The organism is Mesorhizobium sp. M0848 (assembly GCF_040319805.1).
GTDB lineage: Bacteria > Pseudomonadota > Alphaproteobacteria > Rhizobiales > Rhizobiaceae > Mesorhizobium.
In genome coordinates this window covers 148871-170452 of record NZ_JAMYOM010000002.1, presented here as the reverse complement: position 1 = coordinate 170452, position 21582 = coordinate 148871, and the positions used below count along the sequence as shown (strand labels likewise).

Annotated in this window: 20 protein-coding genes; 2 read left to right on the top strand and 18 right to left on the bottom strand. The window is 63.2% G+C overall.

Annotated features, from left to right (window positions below; all coding sequences use genetic code 11):
* Nucleotides 1-32: 32 nt before the first annotated feature.
* The 4 genes from cuyB to NKH95_RS02710 form a co-directional block, all read right to left on the bottom strand.
* Nucleotides 33-830 carry a cysteate racemase gene (gene cuyB, locus NKH95_RS02725; RefSeq protein WP_352440056.1) on the bottom strand — a complete coding sequence of 266 codons (798 nt, stop codon included), beginning with the start codon at nucleotides 828-830 and terminating at the stop codon, nucleotides 33-35.
* The gene (locus NKH95_RS02720; RefSeq protein ID WP_352792695.1) at nucleotides 827-2188 is read right to left on the bottom strand and encodes a dicarboxylate/amino acid:cation symporter; all 1362 of its coding nucleotides are present in this window, start codon (nucleotides 2186-2188) and stop codon (nucleotides 827-829) included. The genes cuyB and NKH95_RS02720 overlap by 4 nt, the downstream gene beginning before the upstream one ends.
* A gap of 1 nt (nucleotide 2189) precedes the next feature.
* On the bottom strand, nucleotides 2190-3029 hold the full coding sequence (locus NKH95_RS02715) for a substrate-binding periplasmic protein (protein WP_031212267.1): 840 nt from the start codon (nucleotides 3027-3029) through the stop codon (nucleotides 2190-2192).
* Nucleotides 3030-3215: 186 nt separating this feature from the next.
* Entirely contained in the window at nucleotides 3216-3908 is a 693-nt protein-coding gene (locus NKH95_RS02710; RefSeq protein ID WP_023808778.1) for an SDR family NAD(P)-dependent oxidoreductase, read from the bottom strand.
* Between the two features lie 371 nt (nucleotides 3909-4279).
* Here NKH95_RS02710 and NKH95_RS02705 point away from each other — a divergent pair, with 371 nt between their 5' ends.
* Nucleotides 4280-5395: an anhydro-N-acetylmuramic acid kinase gene (locus NKH95_RS02705; RefSeq protein ID WP_023808779.1), complete on the top strand. Its 1116-nt coding sequence runs from the start codon at nucleotides 4280-4282 to the stop codon at nucleotides 5393-5395.
* Between the two features lie 58 nt (nucleotides 5396-5453).
* Here the strand turns inward: NKH95_RS02705 and NKH95_RS02700 are convergent, their stop codons facing one another.
* From NKH95_RS02700 to NKH95_RS02690, 3 genes are read right to left on the bottom strand one after another with little or no spacing between them, the layout of a single operon-like run.
* Nucleotides 5454-5882: a GNAT family N-acetyltransferase gene (locus NKH95_RS02700; protein WP_023808780.1), complete on the bottom strand. Its 429-nt coding sequence runs from the start codon at nucleotides 5880-5882 to the stop codon at nucleotides 5454-5456.
* Complete coding sequence (locus NKH95_RS02695) at nucleotides 5879-7270, bottom strand: sigma-54-dependent transcriptional regulator (protein ID WP_023808781.1); 1392 nt, start codon at nucleotides 7268-7270, stop codon at nucleotides 5879-5881. The genes NKH95_RS02700 and NKH95_RS02695 overlap by 4 nt, the downstream gene beginning before the upstream one ends.
* Entirely contained in the window at nucleotides 7267-9087 is a 1821-nt protein-coding gene (locus NKH95_RS02690; RefSeq protein WP_352890979.1) for a sensor histidine kinase, read from the bottom strand. Before NKH95_RS02690 ends, NKH95_RS02695 begins: the two co-directional genes overlap by 4 nt.
* 304 nt (nucleotides 9088-9391) lie before the next feature.
* Here NKH95_RS02690 and NKH95_RS02685 point away from each other — a divergent pair, with 304 nt between their 5' ends.
* The gene (locus NKH95_RS02685; RefSeq protein WP_023808783.1) at nucleotides 9392-10720 is read left to right on the top strand and encodes a dicarboxylate/amino acid:cation symporter; all 1329 of its coding nucleotides are present in this window, start codon (nucleotides 9392-9394) and stop codon (nucleotides 10718-10720) included.
* A 69-nt stretch (nucleotides 10721-10789) separates the two neighbouring features.
* Here NKH95_RS02685 and NKH95_RS02680 read toward each other — a convergent pair whose 3' ends face one another.
* The 11 genes from NKH95_RS02680 to NKH95_RS02630 form a co-directional block, all read right to left on the bottom strand.
* Complete coding sequence (locus NKH95_RS02680; RefSeq protein WP_352890977.1) at nucleotides 10790-11818, bottom strand: ROK family protein; 1029 nt, start codon at nucleotides 11816-11818, stop codon at nucleotides 10790-10792.
* Nucleotides 11815-12537, bottom strand: a complete 723-nt coding sequence (locus NKH95_RS02675) for a ribulose-phosphate 3-epimerase (RefSeq protein WP_352890975.1) — start codon at nucleotides 12535-12537, stop codon at nucleotides 11815-11817. The genes NKH95_RS02680 and NKH95_RS02675 overlap by 4 nt, the downstream gene beginning before the upstream one ends.
* Nucleotides 12534-13367 (bottom strand): alpha/beta fold hydrolase, encoded by an 834-nt coding sequence (locus NKH95_RS02670; protein WP_023808786.1) that lies wholly within the window; start codon nucleotides 13365-13367, stop codon nucleotides 12534-12536. Before NKH95_RS02670 ends, NKH95_RS02675 begins: the two co-directional genes overlap by 4 nt.
* Nucleotides 13367-14185 carry a sugar phosphate isomerase/epimerase family protein gene (locus NKH95_RS02665; RefSeq protein WP_352674019.1) on the bottom strand — a complete coding sequence of 273 codons (819 nt, stop codon included), beginning with the start codon at nucleotides 14183-14185 and terminating at the stop codon, nucleotides 13367-13369. The genes NKH95_RS02670 and NKH95_RS02665 overlap by 1 nt, the downstream gene beginning before the upstream one ends.
* On the bottom strand, nucleotides 14185-15261 hold the full coding sequence (locus NKH95_RS02660) for a Gfo/Idh/MocA family protein (RefSeq protein ID WP_352890973.1): 1077 nt from the start codon (nucleotides 15259-15261) through the stop codon (nucleotides 14185-14187). Before NKH95_RS02660 ends, NKH95_RS02665 begins: the two co-directional genes overlap by 1 nt.
* An 11-nt stretch (nucleotides 15262-15272) precedes the next feature.
* Nucleotides 15273-16094, bottom strand: a complete 822-nt coding sequence (locus NKH95_RS02655; RefSeq protein WP_352554799.1) for a sugar phosphate isomerase/epimerase family protein — start codon at nucleotides 16092-16094, stop codon at nucleotides 15273-15275.
* Nucleotides 16095-16157: 63 nt separating this feature from the next.
* Nucleotides 16158-17000 (bottom strand): carbohydrate ABC transporter permease, encoded by an 843-nt coding sequence (locus NKH95_RS02650; protein WP_352554798.1) that lies wholly within the window; start codon nucleotides 16998-17000, stop codon nucleotides 16158-16160.
* Between the two features lie 5 nt (nucleotides 17001-17005).
* Complete coding sequence (locus NKH95_RS02645; protein ID WP_127291130.1) at nucleotides 17006-17902, bottom strand: carbohydrate ABC transporter permease; 897 nt, start codon at nucleotides 17900-17902, stop codon at nucleotides 17006-17008.
* Nucleotides 17903-18039: 137 nt separating this feature from the next.
* A complete protein-coding gene (locus NKH95_RS02640; protein ID WP_352890969.1) occupies nucleotides 18040-19287 on the bottom strand; it encodes an ABC transporter substrate-binding protein in 1248 nt (415 codons plus the stop codon).
* 110 nt (nucleotides 19288-19397) lie between these two features.
* Nucleotides 19398-20543, bottom strand: a complete 1146-nt coding sequence (locus NKH95_RS02635) for an ABC transporter ATP-binding protein (protein ID WP_023808792.1) — start codon at nucleotides 20541-20543, stop codon at nucleotides 19398-19400.
* 88 nt (nucleotides 20544-20631) lie between these two features.
* On the bottom strand, nucleotides 20632-21582 hold the full coding sequence (locus tag NKH95_RS02630) for a PfkB family carbohydrate kinase (protein ID WP_352890967.1): 951 nt from the start codon (nucleotides 21580-21582) through the stop codon (nucleotides 20632-20634).

The following is a 21582-nucleotide window of genomic DNA, read 5'->3' as shown; positions in this document are numbered from 1 at the left end:
TTCCGAAATGCTATGAGGTTCTATCCATAGGGCTAGGCCAGTGCGGCCAAGCTGGCGCGCATCGATCGGTCATGTTCCGGCAGCCGCGATACGGTCGGCAGGCCGCGGGCTTCCTGGGCACCGAAGCCCAATCGGTTCAGACAGGCTCTTGCCAAGGCCGCATTGCTGTCGATGACGACCAATCCATTGATATCGTTGAGGCTGGCGGCCACCACCGACAGTTCGGTGCAGCCGAGCAGGGCTGCATCGGCGCCGGCCGCTTGCGCGATGTCGAGCGCGCGCTCGGTTTCAACCGCCGCATCCGCGATCGAACCCGCCTTGACGAGGCTGATCGCGCTGTCGACGCAGGCCTGAAACTCGGTGTTCGCGGGAAGGCAGAGCTCAAATCCCGCTGCCGACATCCTGTCCTGGTAGAAGCCGGAGACCAGCGTGCCTTGGGTGGCGAGAACAGCAACCCGGCCCTGATCCAGGCTGCGACGCGTCTCCGTCACCACAGCATCTCCGATATGGATGATTTCCGCGCGCGAATTCGCCGCCAGTTGGCCGTACCAATGGTGGGCGGTGTTGCACGGCATCGCGATGCGGGCGACGCCGAGCGCATTGAGCGTCGCGACCGCGGCTTTCAAAGGCGCCAGCGGCCCGTCATGGCCGGCAAGGATCGCTTCGGTCCTGTCGGGCAGCTGCGGGACACTGAGGATCACGGCAGGCACATGTTCGTTGTCTCTGAGCGCCTGGGTCATCCGGGTCAGCTTGAAGTAGAAATCGGCCGAAGCAAGCGGCCCAAGACCGCCGATAATGCCGAGCTGGGGACGGATGCTGTCGTCGATCATCTGGCAGGCTCGGCTTCGAGCTGTTCCGAGACGGTTTCAGGCTGCGTCGTCTCCCTGTGGCTGGGAGCGATCATTGCCGTGCTCGCCGCGACGGTGCAGACGCTGGCCAGCGTCATGAACGTGTCGACGGCTGCATCCACCGCGACGAACAGGACGAACGCCGCCTCGAAGGGAAGCTTCAGGTAGCCGCAGACGATGGACATCTGCGACAGGATGAGCAGGCTGCCCATGCCGCCGGTGGTGAGCGCGAGAAGCGCTGAGATGATACCGACGAGCACGAGGTCCGGGACTGCAAGCTGGTGGCCGTAGAGCTGAGCGATGAACAGCGCACCCGAGGTATAGAGCAGTGCCGGGCCTGTCCGCAGCAGTGCCGCCTGTAACGGCACGAGCAGTTCGACGACCACCAGGCTGAACCGCAGGCGCTCGCCCAACAGGTTGATGACCCATGGGAGCGAGGCGACCGAGGAGCGTGTGGTGATGGCCACCATGAGAAGCGGCTGGCAGGTCTTGATCGTCGTCCAGTAGCTGCGTCGCGACCGGATCGCGATAATGGCAAATGCCCCGGCAACGAATGTAAGGCAGGAAAGACCCATCACCAGCAGGTAACCGCCCATTAGCATGAGCGGCTTGGTTCCGGTCGACGCTGTCTGGTCCGCGATCAGGATGAAGGTTGCAAAGGGCAACCCCCAGATGAACCAGTTGGTGAGCACCGTGCAGGCCCGGTAGACCGCGTTGAGCGCCTGGGTCAGGCTCATGGACGAGGGCTGGGGAATCTTCCCCATCGCGAGCCCGAAAAGCAGGCAGAACAGCAGGACCTGAATGGTCTGGCCCGAGGCCAGGGCATTGAAGACGTTGTTCGGCACCAGGTCGAGCAGGATCGAGTGCCCGCCATTGGGATCCCCATTGGAGGCTGGCGGCTGGAACGGGAAGGCGAGATCGGTGGATACGCTGCCTTGCGAATTGATGAACTCGCCAAGCTCGATGCGCGACTGGGGATTCTCGATCTGGCCCGGCTGCAGGATCAGCGACAAGGTGCCACTCACCAGCACGCTCAGGAACGACACGACCAGCACGGCCATACCCACCTTGCCGAGGTAGCGGACCGATTTCGGGTCCTGGACCATCGCCGTGATGGAGAAGATGACCGACGAGACCAAATAGGGCAGGACGACCATCTTGAGGAAATTCAGGTAGAGCTGTGCGACAGGGCTGATCGCATGGGCAAAATCTGGATAGTAGAGGCCGCACAGGATCCCTGCAGCAATCATCGCGATCGTCGTCACGGGTGATCGCAGTATGCGCCTGGCCATCAGGCGCCAATCGAAAGGCAGGGGTCCGGCTAACTCGGAGATTGCCATGTCAGGCTTTGCTCCCCTGGCGATAGCGGGCGATGATCTCGTCCGTGCTGAGAACCTGCTGACCCCGCGCGAGATCGAGATACAGATCGACAAAGGCTGCGAGATGCGGATTGTCCGGCCGCACGCCGACTGCGATCGTATCGACCTTGTCGGTCAGCGTGATGGAGCGCGCTACGACCGTCATCGACGGATCGTCGACCATCAGCTTCTTGATCTCGAAATCATCGCGATAGGCCATGTCGATCGTCCCGTTCCGGATCGCATCGATGATCAGATCCCAGCTTGCCAAGCGGTGGATTTGCGCATGCGGGAAAGTCGTGGCCGCATAAGTGGCGAATGAAGAGCCCTCGATCACGCCAAGATCGCCTGAGAAATCACGGACGATCCCTTCGGGCGGCTTGCCTTGCGCGATACGCGCCAGGTTGAGGCGGTTGGCGATCAGCCCTTGCCGCAGCATGGCGTAGGGGCGCGAATAGATGATCGACCGGCCGCGCTGAAGCGTCCGGCTGAGCTTGCCAATCGCCAGGTCGGCCTGTCCGGAACTGACCTGTTTCACAATATCGTCGAACGTTGCGGCGGATCGGTCGAACACTGGCTCGACGCCAAGCGCCGCGGCGATGCCGTGGGCCAGTTCCATGTCTATGCCATCGTCCCCCGATCCGTCGGCCGGGAAGAACGGATTGGAAGCGAAGGCCGGCATTGCGATGCGCAATGCATCGCCGCTCGCGATAGGTTGAGGGGCGCTCTCCGCCTGCTGTCCCAGAGTGCTGGCTGCCCGGGCTTGTGAAATCAGCAACCCGCCGCTCCCGGCCGCAAGCAGTGTACGACGTGTAACCGACATGCGCGTTCTCAATTAACCCGGGAAAGCTGCAACATGCACAACCGGCGTTAAACAAACGTATATATTACCCTATGTCTTTTTATGTATTGGATAAGCAGCTTAGCGCCACAAAATATCAGCATTGCCTAATATGCAAGGAACGGCGGAAGGATCGCATTACTTCCCGCCCGCCGGTCAGCTGGATTGTCAAAACGTCTCGACCCAGGGCCGCAACTCAAGCTCCGAGCTCCAGGCGCTGCGATGCTGGCGATGGGTTGTGAGATAGGCCTCGGCGATGGCATCCGGCGACAGGCGGCGGTCCGGCCGGTCGGGATCGGCTGCCTGTCCGGGCGGCTCGATCTGGCCGTCGATGATGAAGTGGGCGACATGGATGTTCTTCGGGGCGAGTTCGCGGGCCATGGACTGCGCCAGGCCGCGCAGGCCGAATTTCGGCATGGCAAAGCCGCCCGAGCCGGGAAAGCCCTTCACACTGGCGGTGGCGCCGGTGAACAGGATCGAACCGGATCCCCGGACAAGCAGCCGGCGCGCCGCCTGCTGGCCGACCAGGAAGCCGCCATAGGCGCCGACCAGCAATGCCTGTTTGACCGCTTCCGCATCGAGCTCGGCGATCGGGCCGCGTGTGCGTGCGCTGGCGTTGAACACCACGAGCGCCAGCGGGCCGGCCTTGTCGGCGGTGTCGAACAGCCTGGCGACGGACGCAGCGTCGGCGACATCCGTCTCAACGGCCAGCGCACCGGTCTCATCGACCAGAGCGCCCAGCTTCTCGACGTTGCGGGCGGCCAGAACCACGCGAAAGCCTTCCCGGGTGAGAAGGCGCGCAAGCGAGGCGCTCACACCAGCGCCCGCGCCTGCAATGACGGCCACATCGGATGATGTCATGATTTTCTCTCCCTTGCGGATTTCGGCGGAAGCGTTTGCCAGATCGAGCAAGGTCGCGCCTTCGCGCATGATAGGCAAGAGGTGGCATTGCCGCTGTGTTGAGCCCAAACGACCGCAGAACCGGCGTTGCGCAGTCCAGTGTCGCCCGTGGCGCTACGAGGATAGGTCCGCCTCGGCACCGCGACCCCCGCCTCGACAGGGGCAAGGCTTGGACCTTGCTCACCAACCGGATCCATCCGACACGTCATTTCGACAGTGGAATCGTTTTGCTTCGTCAAGCGGTCGGCGGCCTCATTAATGGGGACTGGAGCATGGCCCCGAAAAGTGGGAAACCGTTTTCGGAAAAGATCATGTTCGATAAGGAAACGATTATGGAACCAATCTGGGCCGTCGGCCTGATGACCGGCACGGTGCTGGACGGCAACATCGACGTCGCGCTGATCAAGACCGATGGCGAGCAGATCGAGGATTTCGGCACCTATCGGCTGATGCCCTATCCCCCATCTATCCGCTCCCTGCTGGAAGAGACGCTGACGGAGGCGCGGGCGTGGAACTTTGTCGGGCCGGAGCCGGCGATCTTCCGCACCGCGGAGGAAGCCCTGACGCGTGCCCAGTCGGCAGCCGTCAAGGAATTGGTCGAAGGCTATGGCATGACGATGGCCGATATCGGCGTCGTCGGTTTTCACGGCCAGACCGTTCTGCATCGCGCGCCGCAGGTTGGACGGCTGGGCCAGACAAGGCAGCTCGGCGATGGCGAGCTGATGCATGCCATCTTGGGCACCAAGGTCGCATACGATTTCCGCTCGGCCGACATACGCGCCGGCGGGCAAGGCGCGCCGCTGGCCGCGGTCTATCACACCGCGCTGATGCGCAGCGCCGGCGCCAATGGCGAGGTCGCCGTACTCAATCTCGGCGGCGTCGCCAACATCACCTGGTGGGATGGCGCCGACAATGTCGTCGCCTTCGACACCGGACCCGCCAACGCGCCGCTGAACGATTTCATCAAGTCGAAGGGGCTCGGCGAGATGGACCGCGACGGCGCGCTTGGCCGTGCAGGTAAGGTGGACGAGGCCCGGCTGGCCAAGCTGTTGCAGCACCCTTATCTGAGCAAAGCCTACCCGAAATCGCTGGACCGTTTCGACTTCGGTGCCGCGATGGCGGACGGCCTGGATGCCGAGGATGGTGCCGCCTTGCTCACCGCCTTCACCGCCGGCGCCGTCGGCAAGGCACTCGACCTCTTACCAAGCCGGCCTAAAAAGCTGGTGGTCAGCGGCGGTGGTCGCCATAACCCGACCATGATGGCAATGCTGGCCAGCCGCGCCGGCGTCGAGGTGGTGCTGGCGGAAAGCCTCGGTTGGAGCGGCGATGCGGTCGAGGCGGAGTGTTTTGCCTTCCTCGCGGTTCGCGTGTTGCGCGGCTTGCCGATCAGTTTCCCGAGCACCACCGGCGCGCCGCAGCCGATGCGTGGCGGAAAACTCGCCGGCTAGACTCTTGCTTTGACGCAATTCCGGACGCAAAACCGCTTCACACTTTTCCTGGAATTGCTCAACCGCCAACCAGTTCCTTCTGCAGGAAGATGCGGCTGCGGCCGACAGGGAAATCGGCCAGCGAGCCGAAGGGCCGATAGCCCTGGCGCTGATAGACCTTGGCGGCGTTCGGATTGAAGGTATCGATCCAGGCATTGTTGCAGCCGCGCGCCACCGCTTCCTGTTCGGCCGCGTCCAGCATTGTGCCGGCCATGTGCTGGCCGCGCAGCCGCTCATCGACCCAGAGCCATTGCACATAGAGCCAGCCCCAGGCCGTGTAACCGGAAATGCCGGCGACGACCGCGCCATCCTCGTCGCGCACAAACACCACAAGCGCCTTCCTTTCGGATGCGCCGACATCGCCGTCGTTGAACGCCGTCAACCTTTCGCCGAGAAAGGCGAGTTCTTCCGGCGAGGGATTTGCCGTCGTTTCAATGGTCGTATTCATCGCTTTTCCGAGATGGGTTGCGTATCGGTATCGCCGCCATTGCGAAATTCGGATGCGGCAATGCCGTGGCGCTTGAGCTTGTCGTAAAAGGTCTTGCGCGGCACGCCGAGGGCGTCGATGGCGCCGCGCACGTCGCCGCCATGGTCGCGCAGCGCGTCACGGATGAGCTGCGCTTCGTATTGGCCGACCCGTTCGGGCAATGCTGCCGCAGGCTCCGGCGCGTGCGCGGAGACCGTCCTCACCTCATCGTCCGGACCGAGACCGAGCGCGACGCGATCGGCGAAATGGGCGAGCTCGCGGACATTGCCCGGCCAGTCATGCGACTGGAGATGATCGCTGACGGCTGCATTCATCTTGGCGACCGGCCGGCCGAACCGTTCCGCCGCCTTGCCGAGAAAATGCCCGAACAGCATCGGGACGTCGCCGCGCCGTTCGCGCAGCGGCGGGATGCGCAGCGTCACCACGTTGAGGCGAAAATACAGATCCTCGCGAAAATCGCCGCGCTGGTCCGGCCGGCCGAGATCGACCTTGGTCGCCGCAACGACCCTCAGATCGATGCGCCTGATATCGTTCGAGCCAAGCGGGGTGAGGCTGCGCGTTTCGAGCACCCGCAGCAGCTTGACCTGGAGCGCCGGGGGCATGGATTCGATCTCGTCGAGAAACAGCGTACCGCCGCTGGAATGCTCGATGCTGCCGATCCGCCGCCGCTGCGCGCCGGTGAACGCGCCCGCCTCATGGCCAAACAACTCGCTCTCGATGACCGTCTCCGGTAGGGCGCCGCAGTTCAGTGCCACGAAGGGTTTTGAGCGCCGCCGCCCCCACCTGTGCAGCAGGTCAGCCACCACTTCCTTGCCGGTTCCCGTTTCTCCCTCGACCAGCACGTCGACATCCATGTCGGCGATCTGGCGCAAGGTCTCGCGCAGCCGCTTGATGGCAGGAGCCTCGCCGATCAGCGGCAGGCCGTCAGTGGCGAGCGCCGCGGCTTCGCGCAGCCGCCGGTTCTCCATCACCAGTCGTCGCTTCTCCGATGCCCGTTTCAGCGCCTCGACAAGGCGGTCGCCGGCAAAGGGTTTCGGGATGAAATCGTAGACACCATCCTTGAGCGCGGCCACTGCGAGATCGACGTCGCCATGGCCGGTGACCAGGATCACGGGTATGTCCGGGTCGATCGCCTTGATGCGATCGAACAGCTGCAGCCCGTTCATGCCAGGCATGCGGATGTCGCTGACCACCACGCCTTCAAAGGTCCTGTCGACAACGGCAAGGGCTGCCTCGGCGGCGTCGCGCGCGACCACAGTGAAGCCGGCAAGCTCGAGCAATTGCGTTGTGGCGTGAAGGAGGTCCGCATCGTCGTCGACGAGCGCCACCAACCCTGATCCCTCAATCATTCAATTCGCCTCAAGTCGACGGTAAAAGATGTGCCGGTGCCATTGCTGGGATCGAGCCGCAGCGTGCCGCCCAATTCCTGGGCAATCTCCAGCGAGATCACCAGCCCGAGACCAAGCCCCTTCTCCTTGGTGGTCTGGAACGGCATGAACAGATTGCCGGCTGCTTCCGGGCCGAGACCTGGGCCATTGTCGCGCACCGAAATCAGCACCCTGTCGTCGTGCTCGGCGAGTTGGATCTCGATGCGGGGATCAGACTGGTCCTTCATCGCGTCGAGCGCATTCTGCAAAAGGTTGACGAGTATCTGCTCCAGCCGGATGCGGCTGGCGAGGACCACCGGCGAGGCATTGCCGCGCGGCTTGACGATGGTCACGCCGGAATCACGGATGCGGCCCGACAGCAGCGACAGCGCGCCATCAATTGCCTCGCGCACCGGCAGCGGCGAAGCGGCAACCCCGGGTCGACGGGCGAAAGTGCGCAAGGTGCCGGTGATCGCGCCGATGCGCTCGGTCATCGACACGATCGACGTCAGATTGCCGCTGGCCGGTTCGGTTTTGCCGGTTTCGAGAAAGCGGCCCGCATTCTCGGCATAGGTGCGGATAGCGGCGACCGGCTGGTTGATCTCGTGCGCCACGCCGGCGGCGATTTGGCCGAGGATGGAAAGCCGGTTGGCCTGGGCGAGGTCGTCGCGCAGCCGGCGCACCTTGGCTTCGGCATTCCCGCGCTCGGCGATTTCACCGGCAAGTGCGGTGTTGGAGCGGGTCAGCTCGGCCGTTCGCGTGCTGACTCGGCTCTCCAGCTCGGCATTCATACGCGCCAGCGCCTCCTGCCTCAGCCTGCGCGTTCGCCGGCGCCGGGTCAGCACGTAGGCAAGCAAGCCCATCAGCAGAAGCCCAAGCAGCGTGGTCAGGCGCGCCGTGTTGGCGGCCGATGAAAGAGCAGCGTCGGCGGGAGTGAGCAGCCAGAGACGCCAGCCAGGAACAGCACCAGGCAAATCCTGCACCACCTCGACGAACTGGCGCGGTTTTCCCGCGTTGTCGATCGTCGCCAGGCCGTCACCCGCGCCGCGCCGGATCGGCAGCGGCTCGAAGCCTGCATCGGCCAACTGGAGCTGCTCGTGGGCTGCGGCGGTGTCCTCGGCCGACAGTGGTGCCAGCGCACGGAACCGCCAGTCGGGCTGGCTGGTAGCCAGCACCACGCCGCGTTCATCAGTGATGAACACAAGGAAACCGCTGGAACGCCAATTGGCTTCGACGCCGTCGAGTTCGACCTTCAGCACCGCAACGCCAAGCGGCTTGCCGCCATCGTCGACGCGGCTGGCAAGGTACAGCCCCGGTCTGCCGCTGATTGTGCCGAGGCCATATTGGCTGGCAGCACCCTTGCTCATCGCTTCCTGGAAATAGTGCCGAAAATTGTAATCGATGCCGACAAAGCTCGCCGGTTCGTCGGCATTGCTGGCTGATATGGCGATGCCTGCCGTATCGATGATGTAGATGGCGGATGCCGAGGCATCGCCGGCAATCGACTTGAGCTTGTCGTTGAGGGCCTTTTCTTTCATTTTTCCGGCCCGGCGCAGAGCGCCGCGCACCGCATCGTCTCTGGCCAACACCAGTGGAACCAGGCGCTGCTTTTCGATTTCGCCGGTCAGGGTTCCCGCCGCCAGCGGCAGTGCGGCGAGTGCCGTCTCGCGCAGATTATCGGCCGCCTGGCCGGAGGCGATGCGCCCGGCAATGGCGATCGCGCCGGCCAGAAAGGCAAGAGCGACGACCACGGCAACCCAGCGGCCATCGCGCAGCCGCGCCACCGCCTCGCGCAGCAATTCACGGCCGGCAAATCCAGGGAATCCGCTATCGGTGTCTGCTTGCGGCGTCTGCCCTCTCCCCTTTGCTCGCGGCTTTCGGCCAGTGTAATGCGAAAATCCGCCCAGGCAAACACTGCCTGTGCGGAAATCCGCACAGGCTTTGCCCGCATGACGTCAGACAAAGGCGGAAATCCCGTGGTTCCGGCCTTTCCGCGAACTGGCACAACGCTTGCAAAACTCCCTGGCAGCGGCGTGCGACCGGAGCGCCGCGATGGGAGAAGTCACGCAGGGCGCTCCGCCCCATCCGGCCAGGGAGAGTTCGATGCACATCGCAGACCAATCAGGCGCGCTTGCCGCGCAGCGCAAGCCTTTCTATGCCCAACTCTACGTGCAGGTGCTCGTCGCGATCACCGTCGGCATCCTGCTCGGCCATTTCTATCCGTCGGTCGGCGAGAGCATGAAGCCGCTCGGCGACGCCTTCATCAAGCTGGTCAAGATGATCATCGCCCCGGTCATTTTCCTGACCGTGACGACGGGCATTGCCGGCATGAGCGACCTGCAGAAGGTCGGACGTGTCGCCGGCAAGGCGATGCTCTATTTTCTCACCTTTTCGACGCTGGCTCTGATCATCGGCCTTGTCGTCGCCAATGTCGTGCAGCCAGGCGCCGGCTTCAACATCGACCCGGCGACGCTCGACGCCTCGACCATCAGCACTTACGCCGCCAAGGCGCACGACCAGTCGGTCACCGGCTTCCTGATGAACATCATCCCGTCGACCATCGTCGGCGCCTTCGCCGATGGCGACATCCTGCAGGTGCTGTTCTTCTCGGTGCTGTTCGGCATCGCGCTGGCGTTGGTCGGCGACAAGGGCACGCCCGTGCTCAATTTCCTGCAGGCGCTGACGACACCGATCTTCAAGCTGGTCAGCGTGCTGATGAAGGCAGCTCCTATCGGCGCCTTCGGCGCCATGGCCTTCACCATCGGCAAATACGGCATCGGCGCGGTCATCAACCTCGCCATGCTGGTCGGCACCTTCTACGTGACGTCGTTCCTGTTCGTGTTCGTCGTGCTTGGCGCGGTCTGCCGCTACAACGGGTTCTCCATCCTGTCGCTGATCCGCTACATCAAGGAAGAGCTGCTTTTGGTGCTGGGCACCTCCTCGTCGGAGGCCGCCCTGCCCTCGCTGATGGAAAAGATGGAGAAGGCCGGCGCCAAGCGCTCGGTGGTCGGCCTGGTCATCCCAACCGGCTATTCCTTCAACCTTGATGGCACCAACATCTACATGACCTTGGCGGCGCTGTTCATCGCACAGGCGACCAACATCCACCTGTCGATGGGTGACCAGATCCTGCTGCTGCTGGTGGCCATGCTTTCCTCCAAGGGCGCCGCCGGCATCACCGGGGCCGGCTTCATCACCCTTGCGGCGACGCTTTCGGTGGTTCCGGCCGTGCCGGTCGCTGGCATGGCGCTGATCCTCGGCGTCGACCGCTTCATGTCGGAGTGCCGGGCGTTGACCAACTTCGTCGGCAATGCTGTCGCCACGCTGGTGGTGGCGCGCTGGGAAGGCGAACTCGACGAGGCCAAGCTGGCGAGGGCGCTGGCGGGCACGGCCGACGATAGCCTGCCGGCGGACGTTGTTCCCGCCGAGTAATAACGCGCGGTCAATGCGTAAAAGGCCGGAGGCGTGCTGCCTCTGGCCTTTGTCATGCAGGTCGCAACGTCAGACCATGCCGGTCTTGCTCAGCGGCGTGTCCGGAAACGTGCTTGGGCCGACAGGCATGCGGGCTGCCAAAGTGCCGCCGTCGTCGAACAGCACAAGGCTGGCGGCGCCGACGAGCCCGGCATGGCGGCCGAGCTGGGCCTGAACGACCGGCACGTCGCGATAGGCGCGCATGGCCCGTTGCCTGATGGTCGCCTCGATGGTCGGCAGCATCAGGTCGAGCCCATTGGCGATGCCGCCGCCAACGACCAGCACATCGGGCGAATAGAGATGCAGGAGATTGGTGAAGCCAACGCCCAGCCAGCGCGCTTCCTCCTCCAGCAAGGCCGAGGCAAGAGCGTCCTGCAGCCGTGCCGCCTCGACGACATGGCGGCCGGTCACCTCCGCGTCCGCTGACAAGCGTCGCAAGGTAGAGCCGTCTCCGGCTGCCGTGGCGGCGCTGGCGCGGCGGCCAAGTGCCGTTCCCGAGGCGATGGCCTCGAAGCAGCCAACGACACCGCATACGCAGCGCTCGCCTTCATTGGTGATGGTCATGTGACCGATCTCGGCGGCAAGGCCACGGCGGCCATGCAGGATGCGCCCGTCGACGACGACACCACCGCCAATGCCGGTGGAAACCGTGATGAAGACCAGCGAGCCCGCACCATGGCCGGCACCGAAACGCCATTCGCCGAGCGCCGCGGCATTGGCGTCGTTCTCCAGCCGCACCGGCAGGCCGAGCCGCCGTTCCAGGATGTCGGCAAGCGGCACGTCCAGCCAGCCGGCGAGCGTCGGCGGGCCGACGGCAATGCCAGCCAGCGGATCGAGCGGTCCCGGTGCACCGACGCCGACGCCGACGATCGAAAGTGCCGGGGCCTCGGCGTGGACTGTCGCCGCCAACGCCTCGATCTGGCCGATCACCACATCGGGACCGGCCTGCGCCTGCGTCGGCACCGCCGCGAATGCCAGGATCTTGCCGTCGCGGTCGACCAGGGCGGCGCGAAGCTCCGTCCCGCCAAGATCGATCGCAAGGGCGGCTTCTGATGTCATGCCGCGACCTTCAAGCCGTGCAGCCAGCCGATGCGGCCGGCGAGGTCCTTGTCACCGAAGGCGAGCGAACCGAGAACCACGGTTTCAGCCCCGGCGGCACGCAGCGACGGCACGGTCTCGTGGCGGATGCCGCCATCGGCCGCCAGAACCACGTGCGCCTCACGGCCGGCCTTTCTCAGGATGGCGCGGGCAGCGCCCAGCCTGTCGCAGGCCTTGTCCGACAGGCTCTGTCCCTTGACGCCGATTGCGGTTCCAAGAAGCGTCACGAAGGCGACTTCCGGGGCAAAGGCCGTCACCGCTTCCACAGGCGTCTCCAGCCTGAGTACGACGCCCGCCTCGGCGCCGAGCTCCCGCGTCAGCCGCACGGCGCGCAATCCGGCTTCGCCATTCTCGGCATGGACGCTGATCATGTCGGCGCCGGCTTCGATGAACTGGCGCGTCTGCGCCTCAACGATTGCTTCATCGACCATCAGGTGGACATGGATGGGTTTCGCCGTCAGCCCGGCGATGCGGGCGACGAGATCGGGGAAGAACAGGAAGGACGGTGCGAAATGACCGTCCGCCACATCGATATGATGAAGATCGACATAGGGCTCGATGCGCTTCAAGTCGTTTTCGAAATTGGCGAGATTGGCCGACCAGAGCGAGAATTCGGCGATCATCCGGTCGCGCGGCAATGCGGCGATGGCGGCCGGGCCTGAGAGAGGTTTCGAGATCATGACTGGTCCTGGTTGTTGAAACGATCTTTGAGGAAGCTGCCGATGGCGGCGCGGATCTCGGCGAAATGGCGCTCCTTGTCGGTGGCCTTCGGCGTCACCTCGGCAAAGGTCGCATTGGGGATGGCGTCGGCGAGGCTGCGGGCGGCGGCCAGCGGATGGACCAGATCGATGCCGCTGCCGATGACGAGCGTAGGGAACGCAAGGCTAGCGGCCGCTGCCCGCGTCACGCCAGGTCCATCCTCTGCGATCGGCTGCATCACCTCGGCGAAGACGGGTGCGTTTTCGCGCGCGAAGAAGCCGAGCAGGGAAGCAAGATTGTCCGGCGCTTCGGTGCGAAAGCGGGCGGCCGTCGCGGACGCCGCGAAGATATCTCGCGCCTCCGATAAAGGACGGCTGAGGATGAGCTCCGCCACTTCCACGTAAGGGCGCATGTTTTGCGGTGCCGCGTCGAAAGCCCAGGCAGGGCGAACAAGCACCAAACCCAGGACGCGGTCAGGGTGGCGGGCGGCAAGCTGCAAGGCAATGGCCGCACCCATCGAAATGCCGCCGGCGACGAAACGGTCGAGGCCGGCCGCATCTGCGGCGGCCAGCACATCATCGGCGAACATCGCGATCGAAAACGGGCGCTTGCTACCGGCGCCGGAACCGCCCTGCGCGCGGCATTCGACGGTCAGCCGGCGGTATGACGGGCTGTCGGGATAGTTCTGCGCGACCTGCGCTGCGTCACCGCCGAGGCCATGCTGGAAGACGACGGGAAGTCTGCCCTGCCCCGTGTCGAAGACACGAAGCGCTGCATCGTCGCGGAGCAGGATCGTCGGGGCGGCGCCCATCAGAGGAGCCTTCGTAGAAAGGCGGCGACATCGGGGGCTTCGTCGGCGGACAGCCCGTGGGTGACGAGCGATCCCTCGAAGCCGACTGCCTTCAGCCGCGCGCCGAAATCCGGGAAATCGACGATGCCTTGCCCTGATGGGGCAAAGCGGCCGTCACTATAGCGGTCCTTGGCGTGCGCCATGGCGATGTGGCCGGCGGCCTCGTCGATCGCGGCGGCAACGATGGCGCGCGCCTCGCCGGGCGTGGCGTGTTCGAACAGGTTTGCCGGATCGAGCACGATCTTCAGATGCTTCGATCCCATCTCGGCGATCAGCCGGGTCGCATCCCTGGCCGAGGTGACGATGTTGGCCTGCTCAGGCTCGATGCCGAGATCGACATTGGCACCTTCGGCCAACGCCAGCGCCTTCGCCATCTCGGCGGCCATGTCGGACCAGGCGGCCGGATCGGCATTGTCGGGATGATAGGCCCACTGATCGGCGGCGTTGCGCGAGCCGGTGCAGAGCGTGACCAGCGGGATGTCGAGGGCAGCAGCAGCCTCGATGACGACGGCGAGACGCCGAAGGCCATCGTCGCGCACGGCTTTGTCGGGATGCGCCATGTTGTAGGTGCCCGAAAGTGCTGCAAGTGAGACACCGCTCGATTGCGCTGCGGTGCGGATGGAGGCGATGGCGTCCGCCGGCACAGCATCCGGCATCGACGGCAGGCCGGCACAGGCCAGATTGAGCTGCGTCGTCTCGTATCCCGACTGCTTCACCGCAGCCAGCACGGCGGCCGGGTCGGTGCCGGCAAAGGTCTTGGCGAAAATGCCGAGACGCATCACACCGCCCCCGAAACCGAGGCGAGTTCGACTCGCTCGCCTGATACCACCGAACGCGCGATGGCGACCATGGCGCGGATCGAGGCGATGCCGTCCTCGACATTGGCGCCGCGCATCGGCGCGCCGTTCAGCACCGTGTCGGCAAGACCTTCCAGCTGGCGGCGGAAGAAATGGCCATCGGCGCCGAGCAGCCGGCGCGATGTCGCGTCCTTCTCATGAAAAATGTCGACCTCGCTGGCGCGGAAATACCAAGGGTTGAATGTCCTGGCGATAACGGAGCCGTTCTCGCCATAGAGCTGAAAACCTTCGTGCCAGTCCATGCGCACGGCGACCGTCAGGTCGAGATGGCCGAGCGCGCCGCTGGCGAACTCGGTCTCGACGAACCAGCAATAGGCGCCGAAACGCTCGTTGAGGCGCGCGCGGACCGCAAGGATTTCGCCACACAGGAAACGCGCCGTGTCGACGAGATGCGAGCCATGCGCCAGCATGAAATATTGCCTGAGATCAGCCTTGGGATTTCCCGCTGGCTTCCTGGCTAGCCTGCTGGTGACGGGCAGCGGCTGCACGGCATCGGTGTTGGTGTAGCGATGGGTGGAATCGCAATACCAGGCCTTCAGCGCAAGCACTTCGCCGATCTCGTCGCGGACGAAGTCGCGCGCGGCTTCCAGCGCCGGATCGAAGCGTTTCATGTGGCCGACCTGCAGGACCTTGCCCGAGCGCCTGACCGCTTCGGCCAGCGCCTCGCCTTCCTCAACCGAGGTGCCGATCGGCTTTTCACAGAGAACATGCTTGCCGGCGTTGAGCGCCCTGATCGACATCGGCACGTGATAGGCGTCCGATGTGGCGACGATCACCGCTTCCAGCTCAGGATCGGCGAGCATTGCCTCATAGTCGGAATACATCTTCTGCGGCTCGTAGGTCGCGCCCATGCGCGCAAGCAGATCGGGTGCCGCGTCGCAGATGGCGTAGAGGTCGGCATTGCCGGCCTTGGCGCAGGATTCCAGGTGCGCGAACTGCGCGATGGGGCCGCAGCCGAGCACGCCGACCCTGAGGCGTCTGTCCTGTTTCTTGATCATCGTCTCGTTCTTCAGGCGCCGTAGGAGCGCATCGTCTGGCGGTTGGTCTTGACCGCGCCGGCGGGATCGGCGGCGGCCGTTTCGGATTCTTCCTCCAGCACCAGCCAGCCATTGAAGCGCGGTGCGGTGCCGGCGATCTCGATGACCGCAGGCGTGTCGCAGACGCCCTTGCCAAGCATGGCCCAGGTACCGTTGGCATCGACGTCCTTGAGGTGGATGTAGCGGATGCGGTCGCGGTGGGTGCGCAGCGTGTCGGCCATGTCCTTGTGGCCGCGCAGGATATGGCCGGTATCCGGCACCCAACCGACCAGATCGGGATCGAGCAAGGCAAAGATCGTGTCGTAGTCGGCCCGGTCGAACAGCAGCGTGTTGTGGTGCGAGCTTGGATGCACCGCGACCTGGACGCCGGTCTTGCGGCCAAGCTCGCCAGCCTCGTTGTAGACCTCTGCGGCGATGGCGAATTTGTCGTCGCGCGGACCGTCGGAGACCACCGTCGCAGAGCCCATCGACACGAGCGCGCCAGGGAAGGCGGCGGCGAAGTCGATCCAGCGTTTGGCGGTCTCGAGATCGGCGCCGATCTCCTCCTTCAGCGTAAAACCACTGTTCGAGCCAAAGGCGAAGGAAACCAGCGTCAGCCCCGACGCCTTCAGCGCGGCGGCGAACTCCTCCGGCCTGTCGCCATAATGTCCGATCATGGTGTCGGTGATCTCGATGCCGGCATAGCCACCGTCAGAGATCGCCTTCAGCAGATCGTCGGGGCCGCCGGTAAACCGGTCTCCCAGCATTTCCCAGGTGAAGGTCTGGCAGCCGACTTTGAGGTCTTTCACGTTCATCCTTTCATTCCTTGATACCGCTTATTACTTGCTGCCACTCTGCGTCGCCGTCGGATGGACATCCTACTTGACCGAGCCCGCGGTCATGCCGGCGAGGAAGTACCTCTGGGCAACGAGGTAGATGAGCAAAAGCGGTAGCGAGCCGAGCACGCTCATCGCCATCATCTGGTTCCATTCGAAGGCATGCTGCCCCATCAACAGCTGGATGCCGATCGGGACAGTGCGCATGGACGTTGACTTCGTCAGCGTCAGCGCAAAGAGAAATTCGTTCCAGCACAACAGGAAGGTGTAGACCGACGTCGCCACGATTCCAGGCAGTGAAATCGGGACGATCACCCGCCAAAGCGCTGTCCAACTGGTGCCGCCATCGACGGCTACGGCTTCATCGAGATCGCGGGGCAAGGTGTTCAGATACCCCGTCATCAGCAGGATCGCGTAGGGCAGCGTAAACACCAGATAAGTCAGGATCAGTGCGACATAGGTGTCGAAGATGCCGTATGAGACGACGAGCCCGAAGAAGGGGATCAAAAGTGTGATCGGCGGAATCGTCTGCGTGCTGATGATGATTGTGTTGAGGCTGCCCTTGCCGCGGAAGTTGAAGCGGCTGAACCCGTAGGCCGCCAGCAGGGCGATCAGCACCGTCAGCACAGTCACCGCTCCCGCCACGAAATAGCTGTTGAAGAAGAAGCGCAGCTTCACCGGGTCGCCAAGGATGGCTGCATACGCTTCCAGCGTAAACGCCTTTGGCAGGATGGTTGGTGGGAGGGCAAAGATTTCGGTATTCGATTTGAACGAGCTGCTCAGCATCCAGTAGATCGGAAATGCCGCGAAAAAGAGCCCCGCTGCAAGCGCTATATGGAGCGCGACGGTGATCAGCCTGTCTTTCGGCGTTTGCCTTTTCCTCATGATGACTATCGAGCCTTCTGATAGCGAATATAGAACAGCGTCAGGCCGAGAGAGATCAACAAGATGACCACAGCGCTGGCTGAAGCCTGCGACAGGTTGTAGCTCGAAAACGCCAGCTTGTAGGTGTAGGTGCTGAGGACCTCGGTCGAGTAGATCGGGCCACCGCCCGTCGTTATCCAGATTAACGGGAAGACCTGCATGGTCCAGATGAAGTCGAGCAGCGAGATGCTGATGATGATCGGCATTAGCTGCGGAATGGTGATGAAGATCAGCTTCTGGTAGGCTTTCGCCCCGTCGATATCGGCGGCCTCGTAGAAATCCTTGGGAATGCCCTGCAAACCCGCGAGCAGGCTGACCATGAAGAGCGGATAGCCCGCCCAGATATTGGCGAAGGTGACGGCGTGCAGCGCGGTCTCAGGCGAGGAAAACCATTCGACCTTGGAACCGATGATGCCGATTTGCATGAGAATGCTGTTCACGACACCGTTCGGCTCAAGCAGCAGGCGCCAGATCACGGCGATAATCACCGCGGTGAACAGCCAGGGCAGTATGTAGAGCACGCGCAGAATATTGCGCAGCGTCGGATTGATGCGGTCGCTGTTCAGCATGAGCGCGAAGACCATGCCGATGGTCATGTGGAAAATGACACTCATGCATGTGAAGTAGAGCGTGTGCCACAGCGAAGCCCAGAACACGGGGTCGTCGAAGATCGCCTGGTAGTGTTTCAGTCCGGCAAAGGATGGGTCACGACGCAGCACCGCGCTGTTCTGGAACGAGTAGCCAATCACCGTCACCATCGGCAGCAGCATCAGAAGCCCGATTATGAGCAGCGAGGGCGACAGATAGAGGTAGGGTGCGACCGCTCGTTTGAGCTTATGGTGGGAGCGCTTTTGCCGGGTCATGTGCCAACCTTGGGATACGCCTTCAAGAGAAGGTAAGCTTCAAAAACAGGTCCACTCAAATTGCCGATCCGTTGTTGCCGGGTGGCCTGCCCGAAGTCAGGCCACCCGGTCGAAGATAGCAAACGGGAACAGGCCGATCAGAATTTCGCCATCCAGCCCTTCTGAGCGGCGGCTGCGGCTTGTTCCGGAGATTGCTCGCCGGCGAGCATCTTTTGAGCTTGCACGTCGAACTGGGTCATCAGGTCTTCTGCCACCGGCAGGCCCGTGAACTCATTGGCGAGATAACCGGTCTTGAAGATTTCAAAAGCCTTGCCGAAAGCCTTGTCCGAGGTCACGAAATCGGGCTTGGCGTTGACATTGCCCGGGAAGGCGTTTGCAAGCGACACGAGCTTGGCGTTCACCTTTTCACTCATCACATATTGGACGAGTTTCCAGGCCTCTTCCTGATGTTTCGAGGCAGCAGAGATGCCGATGCCCCAGGAGGCATAGGGAAGGCCCCGCTTGCCGGTATAGTTTTCCACGACCGGGACGGGGATCAGGTCGAAGTTCAGCTTGGGATTGCGCTTGCGGATGAGGTTCACATGCGCGAGCGAGTCGATCATCATCCCGACGCGGTTGTTGACGAACTCCTCGACCTTTTCCTGCTCGGTCTTGGTGGCGATGCCGGGCGAGATGGTGCCGGCGTCGTTGAGAGATTTGACGAAGGTGAGCATATCCACCACCGGTTTGCCCTCAAGGTCCGGCTTGCCGTTCGCCATCATCGACCGACCCGAAGCCCAAACCCACGACATCATGTCGTTCTGGACGCCGGATGGCGTTTGCAGCGAGAGGGGCAGCACCCAGCCATACTGGTTCTTGTCGGCGATCGTCATTTTCTTGGCGGCTTCGAGAAACTCCGCACGGGTCGACGGCAGCTTGGTTACGCCTGCCTGGGCAGCAAGGTCCAAATTCACGAAGATCGGATAGACGAAGGAAGCCACGGGAAACATCACCGCCTTGCCGTCCACCTTGATGATGTCCGCGACCTGGCTCTTATCGAAAGCGCTCGCATCCATCATCGGATTCATGTCGGCGAGTGCGCTCTGCGCATTCAGATTGTTCACCCAGGCACCGTCGAGACCGACGACGTCGCTGAGCGTTCCGGTTGCAGCACCAACCGAGATCTGGTCTCGCGTGGTCGCGTAGGGGCCGCTGACCAGCGTCACTTTGATTCCGGGATTTGCGGCCTCGAAGTCATCCATGATTGCCCTGAGCGAGCCAGCCGGCAATTCGGGCTCCCACCATTGGGTGAATTCCAGCGTCGTATCCGCCATGGCGCCGGTTGCGCCAAGCAACCATGCGGCTGCGGCTATTTTCAGCATCGCGGGTTTTATACGAAACGTCATCTTCTCCTCCTTCTTTATATTCGACCGCACAATGCGGCCGATCGTCTGGTTATTCACAAGTCTTCTTATGCAGGTGCCTCACCCTCACCCGCGGGTCTTATCGCTGATATTCAGATTGCCAGATGCGTCTCGGGATCGAAGAAATGGAGCTTGGTATCATCCAGGGCCAACCTGATTTCCGAGCCGGAGCGGACTGTGCTGACCGGTTCGAATTTCGCCACCGCATTCGACGCCAGGCCGAAATCCTGCACCGCGTCGGGGTCGCCGGAGTCCACCCGGACCGCGTCGATGTCGAGATGGACGATTTGTTCGGATCCAAGTTCTTCGATCGAGGTCACCTTTGCCGGTATCGTCTGATACTTGCGGCCGGATTCGAGGCTGCTGTCATAGAGATCCTCCGGTCGTATCCCGAACACGACCTTGCGCCCCGCATACGACCTCAAGTCCGGCCTGCGGACGAAGGCTGCATCCTGCAGCCGGATGGCTAAGGCGCCGGACATCAGTTCGTCGCCCGTCAGGGTCGCCTCGAAAAGGTTCATTGAAGGAGACCCGATGAAGCCGGCAACGAAGGCGTTCACCGGCGATTCATAGAGCCTCTTGGGTGTGTCGACCTGCTGCAGCACGCCGCCTTTCAACACCGCGACCCGGTCGCCCATCGTCATGGCTTCGGTTTGGTCGTGGGTCACATATATGGTCGTTACGCCGAGCTGCTTTTGCAAACTGGTGATTTCGGCGCGCATTTGAACGCGCAGTTTCGCGTCCAGATTGGAAAGGGGTTCGTCCATGAGAAAGGCTGCCGGCTCGCGCACCATGGCGCGGCCCATGGCAACCCTTTGACGCTGTCCGCCTGAAAGGTTCGCGGGCTTGCTGTCCAGCAGAGACGTCAGTTGAAGGGTTTTGGCGATCTCGTCCACGCGCTTTTTGCGCTCGGCCTTCGGCTTGCCCGCCAGCCGCATCGAAAAGCCGATGTTTTCGAACACCGTCATATGCGGGTAGAGGGCGTAGCTCTGGAAGACCATCGCGATGTCGCGGTCCTTGGGCGGCATGTCGACAACGTCGACTCCGCCGATCCGAAGGCTGCCGCTGGTGACGTCCTCCAATCCCGCGATCATCCGCAACGCGGTGGATTTGCCACAGCCGGACGGCCCGACGAGAATCAAAAACTCGCCGTCCTTGACCGACAGGTTCAATTGGTCGATTGCGTGAAAATTGTTCCCGTATGTCTTGCAGATATTCTCAAGAACGACTTCTGCCATATTCCTCCCTCCACAAGTCTAAGCCACTGATTTTTATGATTGTCCTCGGCTTATGTTCACCTGCGAAATATTCCTCGGATAGTTCGGACTAAGTTCCGGTATCGAGCCGCGCATATTTCAGTTCGACTGCCGACGGCGCTTTCGTCGATGCCAGAAGTTCCATGACCTGGTCGTTGGTCGGAAGCGCCTCGCGTCCGCCCCGCCCCGTTATCGAAAGGGCCGCCGCCGCAGCCGCGAATGCGACCCGGCCTGCGGTGTCGGCCCCGCGCGTTAATGCAAGGGCATAGGCGCCATGAAAGCAGTCACCGGCGCCGGTCGAGTCGACGACGGCAACCCGGTGCGGAGGCAGGTGCCAGAGCCCTGTCTGGTCGCGTCCGCGATAGAAGACGCCCCTGCCGCCATCCGTCAGAACCACGGCGGACCGCGACGGCAACCACAATGCGTCGAGTATCTCGGCCGGCGACCGGCGGCCGGTGGCGGTCCGCGCAAAGCCGAGCGGAAGAATGAGATGGTCGCAGAGCCCGATCAGTCTCTCGGTGGCCGGGCCGTGGCTCCATTCGACATCACCGAGGATCGCAAGGCCGAGATCGCGAGCCCGGGCCACGACATCCAGCGACCCGATCCCGTAACTGTCGACGATCAGGACTGTCGCGCGGCTGAGAACCTCGTCCGGAAAGTCCGGCGCGGTGCCCAGCATCGCTTCGTCGTCATACGCGATGAATCGCTCGCCATCCGAACCGACGGTGATCCGCGAGCGCACCGGGCGCGCGTGCGGGTGGCGCGGCGCGAACGCGGTTTCAACGCCGCTCGCAACGAGATCGCACAACACGGCGTCGTCGGCGGCATTGCCCAGCCATCCGACGAACCCGGCGCTTCCGCCGAGCCGCGCGACGGCGGCAAGTGCCGTCGCGACATTTCCTCCGAAAGCTCGGGCACTTTGCAGAACCTTCCCCTTGCCCACCGACAACGGCTGATCGACATAGACGATGTCGTCGATCGCAATAGCTCCGAAGCCGAGGATTGAAGGGACGGTGGGCAT

Coding starts and splice junctions, on each gene's coding strand:
- NKH95_RS02680 (WP_352890977.1), bottom strand. CDS start 11,818: ATGACATCAGAAGCCGCCCTTGCGATCGATCTTGGCGGGACGGAGCTT.
- NKH95_RS02660 (WP_352890973.1), bottom strand. CDS start 15,261: ATGATCAAGAAACAGGACAGACGCCTCAGGGTCGGCGTGCTCGGCTGC.
- NKH95_RS02650 (WP_352554798.1), bottom strand. CDS start 17,000: ATGAGGAAAAGGCAAACGCCGAAAGACAGGCTGATCACCGTCGCGCTC.
- NKH95_RS02635 (WP_023808792.1), bottom strand. CDS start 20,543: ATGGCAGAAGTCGTTCTTGAGAATATCTGCAAGACATACGGGAACAAT.
- NKH95_RS02645 (WP_127291130.1), bottom strand. CDS start 17,902: ATGACCCGGCAAAAGCGCTCCCACCATAAGCTCAAACGAGCGGTCGCA.
- NKH95_RS02675 (WP_352890975.1), bottom strand. CDS start 12,537: ATGATCTCGAAACCTCTCTCAGGCCCGGCCGCCATCGCCGCATTGCCG.
- NKH95_RS02640 (WP_352890969.1), bottom strand. CDS start 19,287: ATGACGTTTCGTATAAAACCCGCGATGCTGAAAATAGCCGCAGCCGCA.
- NKH95_RS02700 (WP_023808780.1), bottom strand. CDS start 5,882: ATGAATACGACCATTGAAACGACGGCAAATCCCTCGCCGGAAGAACTC.
- NKH95_RS02720 (WP_352792695.1), bottom strand. CDS start 2,188: ATGGCAATCTCCGAGTTAGCCGGACCCCTGCCTTTCGATTGGCGCCTG.
- NKH95_RS02695 (WP_023808781.1), bottom strand. CDS start 7,270: ATGATTGAGGGATCAGGGTTGGTGGCGCTCGTCGACGACGATGCGGAC.
- NKH95_RS02685 (WP_023808783.1), top strand. CDS start 9,392: ATGCACATCGCAGACCAATCAGGCGCGCTTGCCGCGCAGCGCAAGCCT.
- NKH95_RS02710 (WP_023808778.1), bottom strand. CDS start 3,908: ATGACATCATCCGATGTGGCCGTCATTGCAGGCGCGGGCGCTGGTGTG.
- NKH95_RS02630 (WP_352890967.1), bottom strand. CDS start 21,582: ATGCCCACCGTCCCTTCAATCCTCGGCTTCGGAGCTATTGCGATCGAC.
- NKH95_RS02715 (WP_031212267.1), bottom strand. CDS start 3,029: ATGTCGGTTACACGTCGTACACTGCTTGCGGCCGGGAGCGGCGGGTTG.
- NKH95_RS02705 (WP_023808779.1), top strand. CDS start 4,280: ATGGAACCAATCTGGGCCGTCGGCCTGATGACCGGCACGGTGCTGGAC.
- NKH95_RS02665 (WP_352674019.1), bottom strand. CDS start 14,185: ATGCGTCTCGGCATTTTCGCCAAGACCTTTGCCGGCACCGACCCGGCC.
- NKH95_RS02655 (WP_352554799.1), bottom strand. CDS start 16,094: ATGAACGTGAAAGACCTCAAAGTCGGCTGCCAGACCTTCACCTGGGAA.
- NKH95_RS02670 (WP_023808786.1), bottom strand. CDS start 13,367: ATGGGCGCCGCCCCGACGATCCTGCTCCGCGACGATGCAGCGCTTCGT.
- cuyB (WP_352440056.1), bottom strand. CDS start 830: ATGATCGACGACAGCATCCGTCCCCAGCTCGGCATTATCGGCGGTCTT.